The organism is Nostoc sp. CHAB 5836 (genome assembly GCF_020829445.1).
Taxonomy (GTDB): Bacteria; Cyanobacteriota; Cyanobacteriia; order Cyanobacteriales; family Nostocaceae; genus Nostoc.
Genome location: NZ_JAIVFV010000199.1, coordinates 1 through 11,530 on the forward strand (window position 1 = coordinate 1; position 11,530 = coordinate 11,530).

Sequence of the window (11,530 nt, forward strand, 5' to 3'; positions counted from 1 at the left end):
CGTTTTATGAAATATGAATGGATAGAAATAGATGCATACTCTAGTTGGTCAAATTTAGTTAACTATGTTGAAAAAGTCATTCGAGATTTTGGAGAAAAATATGTAATTAATTTTGCATAAGTACTTATTAGCTTGCTCATCCATCAACTTCTGGCTGTATTTTGCCACATTCGCATTGAGTTTAGGTAAAACCCAATACGGTTCAGTTAAGGCTAAAACTCTTTGCCAAAGTCAATTTTTTTTACGAACCGCCAAGGACGCCAAGGACGCAAAGAGAAGAAAGAAATGCTTAACTGAACTGTATTGAGGTAAAGCCTCTCAAAATCCGCCTTCATAAGGGGGATTTAAAAGGATCTACAACGATGTGCATGGTCAGAGTTTTGTTGAGGTTGCTTGCAGGTATTTCTCAATATCTGCCCCAAAGAATTGACTTGTCGCTAATTTAAAAACTAAATATAATTGATAGAAATTAATTATTGAACTGAATCGAATTAGTTTCTGATATTAGCATGGCTAAACGATCTCTCCAAGCTTCGTCTGAAGGTATTAGAAAAGCCAAATTGGCTTTTAATTATAAAGGCTGGACACAAAAATATCTTGCGAGTCAAGTTGGTTTAGACAGTCGCCAACCAATTTGGAAGTTTTTTACTGGCAAACCTGTTGCCCGTCAAATATTCCATAAAATTTGCTTGACTCTAGCACTAAATCCCGAAGATATTGTTGAAACACTGGAATTTAAATCAGATGAAGATTTAGCATCTCAGCAGATACTAGAAAGTAAAAATTATCCGCTCATTGACCTTTTAGTGACTAAGGTACGTGCTGCTCACTCCGAAAAAATTCAAAACCAATGTGGTATTATCCGGTTGCTAGATGTTGCTCGTACCGTAGAATTAGATGAATTATTTGTTGAGGTCGATGTAGTAGAAGAAATTACCAATCAAAGATGGCTGGATATTTACAAATTACAAAAAATTAATCATCAAGCTTTAGAAAGTTTTTTTTCAGAGCAAGTCACTCCTAAGAGAATTACAGGTTTACAAGCTGTTGAAAAATCTTCTAAGCTTGTCGTACTTGGAAAGCCAGGAGCAGGAAAAACTACTTTCTTGCAATCAATTGCTATACTTTGTAACCAAGGTAAATTTCAGACTCAAAGGGTTCCTATTTTTATCAGTCTGAAGGATTTTGCCGAAAATGCAAATTCTGATGACCAGAATCCTTTATTAAACTATTTAGTTCAAAAATTTAGCATTTGTAACATAACTCCAGAAGAATTAGAACATTTACTCCATGAAGGTAAAACTTTAATTTTACTAGATGGTTTGGATGAAATAGGGGATAAAAATAGTGATCTAATAAATAAAGTAATCGGCAATTTTGTCGAGACTTTTTATAAAAATATAGTAATTATTACTTGTCGGACTGCATTTAGACATCAGAAATTCAAAGGGTTTGCTGAAGTAGAAATTGCTGAGTTTAACAAATTACAAATTTTAACTTTTGTGAATAAATGGTTTGCGGCATTTTCTAAAAATAATCTCCGGTCAAGAAAAACATTAGCATCTAAATTTATTGATGAAATAACACTTCCTGAAAATCGACTGGTTCAAAACCTAGCATCCACACCTCTTTTGCTCAATTTAATCTGTTTAATTTTTCAGCATTTAGGCGATTTTCAGATTAAGCGTTCTGAAATCTATCAACAAGCATTAGAGTTATTACTAGTACGTTGGGATGAAGCAAAAGGCATAAAAAGAGATGAAGTTTACCGAAATTTCACTTTAGCCCATAAAATTAAATTGCTTAGTTATATAGCTGCTATTTCTTTTGAAAAAGGGGATTACTTTTTGGAAGAAAGCAAAATTTGTCAATTAATAGCTGACTATCTCTATTTGCTACCCAATGCACCAACTGATATAGAAGATTTACAAGTAAATAGTAAAGCGATACTTAAAGCAATTGAGTTACAGCATGGATTATTAATTGAACAAGCTAGAGGTATTTATTCTTTTTCTCATTTAACATTTTATGAATACTTCACTGCGAGGAAGTTTGTTGCTAATGACGATCAAAAAACATTAGAGCAAGTTGTCAATCATTTGTTTGATAAGCGCTGGCGTGAAGTCATTTTACTCACATCAGAAATGCTCAGATCATTTAAAAACTTATTTCAGTTAATGAAGCAGCAGATTGAGAACTTTGTTGTTGCGGATGAAACATTACAACGTTTTCTCACTTGGGTGATGCAAAAGTCTTCAACAATTACCTCAACTTACCATCCATCTGCTGTACGTGCTTTTTACTTTACCCTCGTCTTACCTCGTAATTATTGTTTATTGTATAACCAAACTCTAGCGATATCTTTAGATAATCATATTGCTGGAAAACTAGCTGATGATTTAGCATTAGATTTAGCTTTAATACATTGTGTTGCGGTTAGCCTTGCGTTGACACCAGAAACTTTTTATAAACGGATATCTGCGATAAAACTAGCTCTTGATATTGATTACTTGCTAGAAGATAATTCATCTTTATATCAATCTTTGCAAAGCCTAAAACATCAACTGCCTAGTTCACAAGAAAATAGAGAACTATTAAAAGCATGGTGGCAATCTAACGGTCAATTGTGGACTACAAAATTAAAGGAAGTGATTACAATTCATCGCCAGATAAGTTATGATTGGCAATTCAGTGAGGCACAGTTGCAGTCAATTCAGCAATACTGGGAGGCAAACAGTTTATTAGTATATTGCTTTAACACTGCTAGCAATGTAACTCCGAACTTACGAGAGATGATTGAGGAAACTTTGCTTTTACCGCCAGCTATAATTGAGGGTTGAAATTTAAACGCATAGGCGCCTCGCCTTCCCGCAGGGTAGGGGCGCAAAGGGAAGCGCGAAGGGGCGCAGAGAATTCGCTACGAATTAATGAAATATTGTACTAAGGTCAATACGCTTGAGTTAAGCATTTCCTCCTTCTCTTTCTTTCTCTCTTCTCTCTGTGTTCTCTGCGCCTCTGTGGTTCGTAAAAAAAGAGTTTCAGCCCTTTTGTGAACCGTATTGGTATTAAGGTGACTGATTGAACACCCACTTCAACCACTGCTGAAAGGAACTTACAACATTCAACCTTTGAACTCCAGGCGCACGGGCGCTGGCGAGTCCATCAATGGCGACTAATGCGGCGTACTGTAAGCCCAAGAAACTATCAACGGCTGCATAAGGGCCACCTAAAGTAATAGCCCCAGCAGCATACATTTGTCCTCTATCATTACGCATTTCTACTAATTCAAAATTGTTCGCTACGGTCAGTCGCCCTAGATGATTCACTGGGAGGTTGTAATGTTTCACCAAATCTGCTATTAAAGGATTGGCATCTACTTTGGCATCCAGTCCAGTAGCATCAACAATAAAGTCAGCTAGCAATTTCATTTCCCCAAAGCTTTGTTCTCGGATACTGGTAATAGTCCGGTTTTGGGCATCCCGCTCCACATCCAGCACCTCACCGAAGGTAATTTGATACCAGCCTTCGCTTAAGCCTTGGGCGGTAATTTGCTGCCAGTCGTGGCGATCGGCGGTGGTAGTTCCACCCCAATCTGCTAGTAAACGCTGGCGTTCATCGGGGGTGGCTTTTTCTAACATTGCCCGGAGTTCGCCGCCCCAACAGGCTTTAGGCCAGTTAAAGGGTTGAAATTCGTAATGATTTTTTACTAGGCGCGTGGCTTTTTGAAATTTGTTACCTTGGGGTTTAGGCGATCGCATTAAATGCAAAACTGCAATATTCCGATTTCGCTTTCTGGCTTCGTAAATGCGCTGCACAATCCGCGAAGCCACAATTCCCCGTCCCCGAATCAATACCGTACCACCTTGTTGCTCTAGTTGCTCATAAACATGATCGTGGGCTTCATAAGCATTGACAACAGATTTAAAATCTTGATATTTTTCCCTATAAGCTTGCAAATCTGGCAGAAACTGAATTGCTGGATACCCAGTAGCTAAATGTAAATAACGACTAACTAAAAAAGCATAATTTCCTGGGGCGCGAGAATAGGCTACGCAATATCTGCCATCATCAGTTTTGCGAATTCCCCTAACTCGCCCATAGCGGTAAATTTGATTCCAGCCAATGCGCTTCGCCTCCCTATCTATGGAATCAAAGACATTACCCGCACGGGGAGTATAAGTTTCTGCAAATGTTGGTTCAGCAAAAACTTGCCACAAATACTTGAATGCTGAGTTTATCCGTCCCTTGGTGAAATCGTGCCAAGCCTCGCGCAAGGCATAACTAGGCCAACCCCAAATATTATCAGGGCAAGAATCAGAATTAGATCGTAATCTTTCATATAAAGGAATTTGCGAATTCAGACACAGGCGCTTGTAACGGGCATAAGGTTCCGCCTCTAATCCCAAAGCCACAACTTTGTCAGCACCCACACCACTAATTCGCAGCAAATCAACCCATAAAAAGCTACCCAGTCCCGCCCCGATCGCCAGATAATCAGATTTATCCACTGGCAATCCGGTAGCATGAAGTGCTTGCACAGCGACCTTTTCCGCCTCAAACGCTAATGGCGGGAAATTACTTGCCAAAGGCGTTAGCGGCTGGACTACAGCCAACCTGGGGTCGGGGAGATTGGTATTTGGGTTGAAAAAAATTGTTGAAGGCGGACTGGTATCTGGTGCAGAGGCGCTAGCAGCAAATGTCACCGTTATTAAATAGGGGCCAATTTGCAACGTATCGCCATTAGCCAGAACACTACGCGTTTGTGGTTGACCATTGACATAGATACCATTAACACTGCCTTGGTCAATAACTACTAAATGGTCGTGTTCCCAGTCAATTAAGGCATGGTAGCGAGAAACTTCGTTACTGTTAAGCAGCATCCTAGAAACGCGCCGTCCATTGAACTCAGCAGGTAAGCGAGCGAATTCTCGACCAAAAGCGATCGGCATATTCAACCTTGGTTCTCGCCGTTCACCCGTCGCCGGTTCTTCCCAACTCAATTGGATTTGGTCATTTGTCATTTGTCATTTGTCATTTGTCATTTGTCATTTGTCATTGGTCATTTGTCATTTGTCATTTGTCATTGGTCATTTGTCATTTGTCATTTGTCATTGGTCATTGGTCATTTGTCATTGGTCATTTGTCATTTGTTATGGGACATGGTTGGTTATCTCCCTCATCCCCCTCATCCCCCTCATCCCCCTCATCCCTAACCCCCTCCTACCAACACACTCACCGCCGCAGCTAAAGATGTCCCACACCAATGACAGCCAATTTGTAGATTCTCTCCTGGGCAAACTTTATGACATTTGGGGCATTCTAAGCCATAGACTCCTGGCGGTGGTGCTGGGGGTGTTGGTGAATACTGGTGATGTCCGATATTTACTGGTGGATGTGGTGGTGGCAAAATTGTTGCTGGAATGCTACCCGTCGAAACCCTAGTAACGTTGAGTTTTATTTGCCCCAAAAAGATACTACTGCCCTCAGTTAAAGGCATTTCACCTTGGACTAAGGGACTTCCATCGACAATGGGGGGATTTTGCGATCGCAAATTCCTGATATAAAAACGTTGTTGCTGGTGATGAAAAAATATTTCAACGTGTAAACCAGAGACAGTGGGGTGACTCAGAACAATATCGCACCGGAGTGGATCACGACCGATGCGAACAGTGCCAAGATTTTGACTTGGCTGTTGTTCGTAAATGTTCTGAGTTTTATCTTGGCCTGCATCGTGCCACTGTAAAGTTAGTGCGTTCATGAGCTACTTCAACTTCTTTCTGTGCGATTCCTAACACGATTAAGTAGGAGCAAGCAAGTATTTAGAAAAAACTTCAACAAGCTTTATCTCGCCGACGCTAATTTATCAGCAATGCGCGTAGTTTCTGGTAGCCGATATTTTGGCGTGCAACGTAATACATAGTCAATTGCCGTAGGTAAACTAATTCGATGACCACTGGAGATGTACAGAGGTTTTACTCCGGTGCGCGATCGCAAAACTGCCCCAATCGTCTCACCCTTATATATCAGTGGTTGCTTGCTACCCTTGGCTTCTGGCAATTCTTCATGCTTACCAACCAACCTAGACTTTGCTACACCAATTGTTGGCATATCTATAAGTAACCCTAAATGGCAAGCTATACCTAATCTACGGGGATGAGCAATTCCCTGACCATCACACAGGATGATATTTGGTATTGTTGTAATCTTCTCTAGGGCATCAAGAACAGCTGGGATTTCTCGAAACGAGAGGAACCCAGGAATATAAGGGAAGCTCGTAGGACGGTGTGCTAGGCTGGTCTCGATTACTTGCAAATCAGGAAAGCTAAGTACAGCCACAGCTGCACGGCTAATGGTTCCATCAGCTTCAAAACCCATATCTACTCCAGCAACGTACTGGATTGGTTCTTCTAGTTGATCCTCAGTAATTACTTGATCTTGCAGCTTTTCTTGGATAACAATGGCTTCCTCCAGAGTTGAGGGCCAAGTATGCTTTTGATAAATTTTCATATTGAAAATCGGAATTAAACTGATTAATATTAATTCTGTTAATTTACCAAAGGTAAAAACAGATGTTGATCGAGGCAAAATATATTTTTTACAAAAGTATCTTAAAGACTATCTTTCTACTACATATTTTAACCTAAATTAGTTGATATTTTGCATCAGAATGTATGTTAATTAAGGCTGTTAACAGCGTATTTATAAAGTAAATATTAAGTAGGGTGTGTTACGGCTGTGTAGAAATTTGAGGATTTAAGAAAGTTCAATTTAGCCGTAACACACCATATTTCCAGGTGCGTTATGCGCTGCTTTAACGCACCCGACAATTTAAGGTTTACTTTATAAATGCTCTCTAAGAGGAAATTATAAGAATATAAGTCAATACGCTTGGGTTAAGCCCAAAAAATAAAAATGTGTAGGTTGGGTTTCGTTCCTCAACGCAACATTTTCGGGCATTTGTTGGGTTTCGTTCCTCAACCCAACCTACAATTATCCACAAAGCCAAGCGTATTGGAATATAAGTTTATTTATCTCTAGCAAAAATAAGGCATAATCTCACCTCTTTCTTAGTCTAGCTCTCTATCCACCGCGAAGCAGTCGGACTTTTATTAAGGATGTTTACCCAATCCCCTATGTGATATGTAAAATAGTCAGCGTATCAAGCTTTGCTTTGGGCGATCGCTTTATGACCATTACAAAACGGCGGCTACCAACATTTTTACAGTTTGGCAAAAGTCTCAATGTTTCCCAAAAACTCATGCTCATCGGGTTAGCCATTACCCTATTTTTCATCTTCCTGGCATTTTTCACTCCCGTATTCCAGGCTTGGGGATGGCTGCAAAACCCGAAAGATTTTCTCTCTAATCCAATTCACGAGCCACCCTCAACTAAACATTGGTTTGGTACTAGTCGTCTGGGTTATGATGTCTTCTCTCGGACATTGTTCGGCGCTCAAGCTGCTTTGCAGGTGGTAATTTTGGCAACGGCGCTGAGTATGATTATCGGTGTGCCCTTGGGGATGTTGAGTGGTTATCTCGGCGGGAAATTGGATAAGATGCTGCTGTTTATTATGGATAGCATCTACACCCTACCGGGACTACTGCTGTCTGTGACACTGGCCTTTGTGGTGGGGCGTGGGATATTAAATGCTGCGATCGCTATTAGCATTGCCTACATCCCCCAATATTACCGCGTTGTTCGCAACCACACCGTGAGCGTGAAAACTGAAGTCTTCATCGAAGCCGCTCAAGCAATGGGCGCTTCCACTTGGGTTGTGCTTTCTCGTTATCTATTTTTCAACGTCATTCAAAGCGTACCCGTCCTATTTACACTCAATGCTGCTGATGCAATTTTGGTGTTGGGCGGTTTGGGGTTTTTGGGGCTAGGACTTCCCGAAGAAGTGGCAGAATGGGGACATGATTTAAAACAAGCCCTAGAAGCTCTACCTACTGGCATCTGGTGGACTACACTTTTCCCTGGTTTAACGATGACATTTATGGTGGTAGGGTTATCATTACTTGGTGAGGGGTTAAATGAATTTGTCAATCCCCGGTTACGGAGAGAAAATAGAATCCGAAAGTAGTCATTGGTCATTAGTCATTAGTTTTGAACAAATGACAAATACAACTCTTAGAGAGGCTGCGCCAACGACAACTCTACCAGACGCACTCGCGTTCGCTCAGTACAAATGACAAATGACAAATGACAAATGACAAATGACCAATGACAAATGACAGATGAACTATAGAGAGATTTATATGAAAGATAATCTAACGTTAATTGCTGCCGCTACTGGTGGGTTTATCCTTTCCGTTGCTCTTGCTGGTATTTTACGAGGTGCGCCAATTACAGCTTGGCAGGAGCAATCGAATTTTCGTAGCACGACTTTTGCTAATTTACAGAAATCGGAATTGAAAGCTTCGCGTCTTGTTCCAAAGGAAGATGTTGCGCGAACAGATCAAGGATAGGGAATAGCTGTTCACCAATGCCCAATGACAAGTGACAAATGACAAATGACAAAATTCAAGTAATTGGCATTGATATCGGCGGAACGGCAATTAAGCTGGGGCGTTTTGCAGATGATGGTACTTGTCTCTTATCTTTGAGTGTGGCATCTCCCCAACCGACAAAGCCCGAGGCCGTGGTAGCGGTGATCGTAGATGCGATCGCTCAAATTGATCCAGATAATCAAGCTGTTGCCATTGGTGTTGGGACTCCTGGCCCATCCGATGCCGCAGGACGTATTGCCAAAATTGCCATTAACTTACCTGGATGGCGCGATGTGCCTTTAGCAGACTGGTTAGAAGCTAAAACTGGCAAACCGACTGCGATCGCTAACGATGCTAATTGCGCTCTTTTAGGAGAAGCTTGGTTGGGGGCCGGTCGCCACTTTCAAAATCTGATTCTGCTAACTTTAGGAACTGGGGTTGGTGGGGCAATTATCCTCGATGGTAAACTATTTGTTGGACATCAAGGAGCCGCCGGGGAATTGGGTTTAATTTCATTAAATCCTGATGGCCCAATTTGTAATAGTGGCAATCAAGGCTCTTTGGAACAATATGCCTGTGCTACTGCAATTCGCCGCCGCACTCTCAAGGAACCCATCGAATTGGGTTTTCTTGCCCAACAAGGAGATGCCGCAGCATTGACTTTTTGGCAAGAATATGGTATAAACTTGGGAATTGGTCTGACAAGTTTGATTTATGTACTCACACCGCAAGCGATCGTCATTGGTGGGGGTATCAGTGGCAGCTTTGAGTTTTTCTTACCAGCAGTAAAGGCAGAAATTGAGAAGCGAGTGCAGCCTTTATCACGTGTGGGTTTACAAATATTGCCAGCCGAGTTAGGCAATTTTGCTGGGATAGTAGGTGCAGCAAAGTTGGCGTGGCAATGCTATTTACAATAGACTTTGCAAGAGGTCTAATGAGTGGAAAAATGAATTACCAGAGTGAAGAAAAAACCTCTGGGGTTTCCAGAGGTTTTGGTTCCTGATTTAGTTTCTACTGGTTACTACAATTTGTCCTGAGTCATTTCCCGATAGCAAAGGAAATTATTTGAACAACGAGATCCTCGACAACTCTTAGAGGTTGTTTGAAAAGTAGTTAGCTGTGATTTTAGGCACTTGTTGATCCCCCCTAACCCCCCTTTTTAAGGGGGGAACCGGAATCAATGTCAATAGGCTTGGGTTAAGGATAATTGTAATTGTAGGTTGGGTTGAACTTTAGTGAAACCCAACAAATGCCCGAAAATGTTGGGTTTCGTTCCTCAACCCAATCTACACATTTTTTATTTTTTTGCCAAAACCTGCGCAGTATTGGAACAGGACTTTTCAAACATCCTCTAAGCCACGTCTGTAGACTTGCATAAGTTCATCTAGTTGACGAACTTCTGCATCATTAAGCTGTCCCTCTCGGTGACGCGCTTGCAAGTCACTGAAAACCTCTTGCTGCTGAGTTTCCATCTGCATATCACACATAGGCAAAACCTGTTCATCTGGTAATGACTCCAGAGGTAGTTCGGTAATGGCGCTCTCAATCCATTCTAGTAATACATCTTCAAGTCGCCGATGTGTGAAAGCAGCGATTTCCTTTGCTTTTTGTGCCAGTGTTTCAGGGAGTTGAAGGGTGACAATTTCAGCCATTTTCTACCAGCTTGCCTTTTACTTATGATTGTATCTGCGATCGCTGTACATTTTTTAACCAAAAAATAGCGATCGCTTGAACTAAAATATTTTCTAGGGATCAAAGCGATGTCTACGACGGGCTACGCCTACACCTAAAACATTCTCAATCAGTAGGGATTAATGCGATTATTTTGGGCTTTATTGAGATTGAGGTTTTGCTATTGACAAGATGCGCTGACCCTGTGATTTGATCGCTTTTCAATCAACTTAGTGAAAATCAATCAAGCAATTACAAAGAGGCAACATTATGGCAAACTTACGTGTGAAAAAAATTTCTGCAATTCTTGTTAGTTTAACTTTAGTGACAGGGTTTGGAGCTTACGTTCCCGCCTATGCTCTACCTAACTGCGACGCAAACCCAGATGCACCTAGATGTGGTGGTGGGGGTGATCCGAAACCAAAACCTACTCCGCGCCCTAAACCAAATCCTGTCCCAACTTCACCCATTGTTCTAGCATTGCTTGAGAAGGCCAATGTCATTCAACAGGTCATTGATATCTCTTGGACAGAATTCGGCAAAGGCATTGCAGCGCAGCAAATTAAGGACGAACTGAGCGGTAAACAAGTTGGCAAAATCTTGTTTTCAAAGTTGCGCTTAAAGAATGTGAATGTAAACTTGAGAGACCTCTCCGTTAAGCAAGTCACGGCTGGCCCTGGACCCAATCAGATCAGCGTAAGACTTGTGGCTCCTAATAACAATGTCAACGCATCGGTTTCTGTTCCTCTGTCACCAGACCCGTCCTACAGAGTCTTTTTTGATATAGAGGTCGATTTGAAGCTGACGATCAATAATTCCAGTAATCCGATAAAACTTGATGAACTATCAGCTCGATCAACGAATGCATTCGTCCAAGGATCAAATTTAGTCGGCACAATCACCAAATTCTTTGGGGACTTCTTTACCGGAGGAGGCTTTAGTAAAAGTATTACGAACCGCGCCAATCAAAACATCTCTAAAGACGAATTAGCTGCAAGCATTCAGTCGATCACGGATCGTTTTAGACTTTTTGCTGGCATTTAATCGGTTTGCGTCTAGCCTTAAGAATGGGTTTAGCGATCGCTGACTACGAATCTACTCTAAAAGGATGTTTGAAAAGTCCTCTTGTCGGTAGCAAAACGTTCTAGATCCTCCTAAATCTCCTTAAAAAGGGGGACTTTGATTCTTCCGCGTTTTTAAGGCTTGATCGGGGGGATCAATAAGTGCAAAGATACAGGCAACCACTTTTCAAACATCCTCTAAGCTCGACTTTATCCAAAATTAAGAACTCGGTTTTCTTTATGCGGCAAAAACCCTGGCTTTTTAGCAAATACTTTTTCCACTCTACAGGTTATCCATAAAATTCAAAA

Annotated in this window: 10 protein-coding genes; 6 read left to right on the forward strand and 4 right to left on the reverse strand. The window is 41.3% G+C overall.

Annotated elements, in window-relative coordinates; translation table 11 throughout:
- Positions 1–509 precede the first annotated feature (509 nt).
- Positions 510–2,840, forward strand: a complete 2,331-nt coding sequence (locus LC605_RS27305) for an NACHT domain-containing NTPase (RefSeq protein ID WP_229550623.1) — start codon at positions 510–512, stop codon at positions 2,838–2,840.
- A gap of 225 nt (positions 2,841–3,065) precedes the next feature.
- Here the strand turns inward: LC605_RS27305 and LC605_RS27310 are convergent, their stop codons facing one another.
- A complete protein-coding gene (locus LC605_RS27310; RefSeq protein WP_229550624.1) occupies positions 3,066–5,021 on the reverse strand; it encodes an FHA domain-containing protein in 1,956 nt (651 codons plus the stop codon).
- Between LC605_RS27310 and LC605_RS27315 the strand changes: the two genes are divergently transcribed.
- Positions 5,015–5,248, forward strand: a complete 234-nt coding sequence (locus LC605_RS27315) for a hypothetical protein (RefSeq protein ID WP_229550625.1) — start codon at positions 5,015–5,017, stop codon at positions 5,246–5,248. The genes LC605_RS27310 and LC605_RS27315 overlap by 7 nt on opposite strands.
- Here LC605_RS27315 and LC605_RS27320 read toward each other — a convergent pair.
- Together LC605_RS27320 and nfi are read right to left on the reverse strand one after the other, a co-directional pair.
- Positions 5,210–5,758 carry an FHA domain-containing protein gene (locus LC605_RS27320; protein ID WP_229550626.1) on the reverse strand — a complete coding sequence of 183 codons (549 nt, stop codon included), beginning with the start codon at positions 5,756–5,758 and terminating at the stop codon, positions 5,210–5,212. The two genes, LC605_RS27315 and LC605_RS27320, sit on opposite strands and share 39 nt — an antisense overlap.
- Before the next feature lie 83 nt (positions 5,759–5,841).
- Positions 5,842–6,507 carry a deoxyribonuclease V gene (nfi, locus tag LC605_RS27325; RefSeq protein ID WP_229550632.1) on the reverse strand — a complete coding sequence of 222 codons (666 nt, stop codon included), beginning with the start codon at positions 6,505–6,507 and terminating at the stop codon, positions 5,842–5,844.
- A gap of 679 nt (positions 6,508–7,186) precedes the next feature.
- Here nfi and LC605_RS27330 point away from each other — a divergent pair.
- The 3 genes from LC605_RS27330 (at position 7,187) to LC605_RS27340 (ending at position 9,406) form a co-directional block, all read left to right on the forward strand.
- Positions 7,187–8,083 carry an ABC transporter permease gene (locus LC605_RS27330; protein ID WP_229550627.1) on the forward strand — a complete coding sequence of 299 codons (897 nt, stop codon included), beginning with the start codon at positions 7,187–7,189 and terminating at the stop codon, positions 8,081–8,083.
- Positions 8,084–8,258: 175 nt separating this feature from the next.
- Complete coding sequence (locus tag LC605_RS27335; RefSeq protein ID WP_229550628.1) at positions 8,259–8,468, forward strand: hypothetical protein; 210 nt, start codon at positions 8,259–8,261, stop codon at positions 8,466–8,468.
- A gap of 38 nt (positions 8,469–8,506) precedes the next feature.
- Positions 8,507–9,406, forward strand: a complete 900-nt coding sequence (locus tag LC605_RS27340; RefSeq protein WP_229550629.1) for an ROK family protein — start codon at positions 8,507–8,509, stop codon at positions 9,404–9,406.
- A gap of 423 nt (positions 9,407–9,829) precedes the next feature.
- Here the strand turns inward: LC605_RS27340 and LC605_RS27345 are convergent, their stop codons facing one another.
- Complete coding sequence (locus LC605_RS27345; protein ID WP_229550630.1) at positions 9,830–10,141, reverse strand: hypothetical protein; 312 nt, start codon at positions 10,139–10,141, stop codon at positions 9,830–9,832.
- Between the two features lie 289 nt (positions 10,142–10,430).
- Between LC605_RS27345 and LC605_RS27350 the strand changes: the two genes are divergently transcribed.
- Positions 10,431–11,204 carry a hypothetical protein gene (locus tag LC605_RS27350; protein WP_229550631.1) on the forward strand — a complete coding sequence of 258 codons (774 nt, stop codon included), beginning with the start codon at positions 10,431–10,433 and terminating at the stop codon, positions 11,202–11,204.
- Positions 11,205–11,530 lie beyond the last annotated feature (326 nt).